Source organism: Paraburkholderia sp. SIMBA_030, from assembly GCF_046535245.1.
In the GTDB taxonomy this organism is placed as follows: Bacteria; Pseudomonadota; Gammaproteobacteria; order Burkholderiales; family Burkholderiaceae; genus Paraburkholderia.
The window spans coordinates 1-257 of sequence record NZ_JAWRXB010000982.1; the positions used below are offsets into that span (position 1 = coordinate 1).

Genomic DNA, 257 nt, shown 5'->3' on the forward strand with positions numbered 1-257 from the left:
GAGTTGGCTCACTGTTCCGTAGGCAAGGATCAGTTTGATGTCGGTTTGGCGCAGGGCCCGGTACCCACCCACGAGCATCGTTGCCAGGCCAAGACCCAGGGCAAGCGGCAGCCAGCAGGGGGATTCTGAAAAACCGGGTGCCAGCCGCGCCACGATGTAAATGCCGGCCTTCACCATGGCAGCAGCATGCAGGTAGGCGCTCACCGGAGTGGGCGCGGCCATGGCGCCGGGCAACCAGAAGTGGAAGGGAATCAATG

Annotated in this window: 1 protein-coding gene; it reads right to left on the reverse strand. The window is 63.0% G+C overall.

Features of this window, described 5'->3' with window-relative positions:
* On the reverse strand, positions 1-257 hold a 257-nt coding region (locus tag SB772_RS42950), incomplete at both ends, for a proton-conducting transporter membrane subunit (protein WP_410838889.1).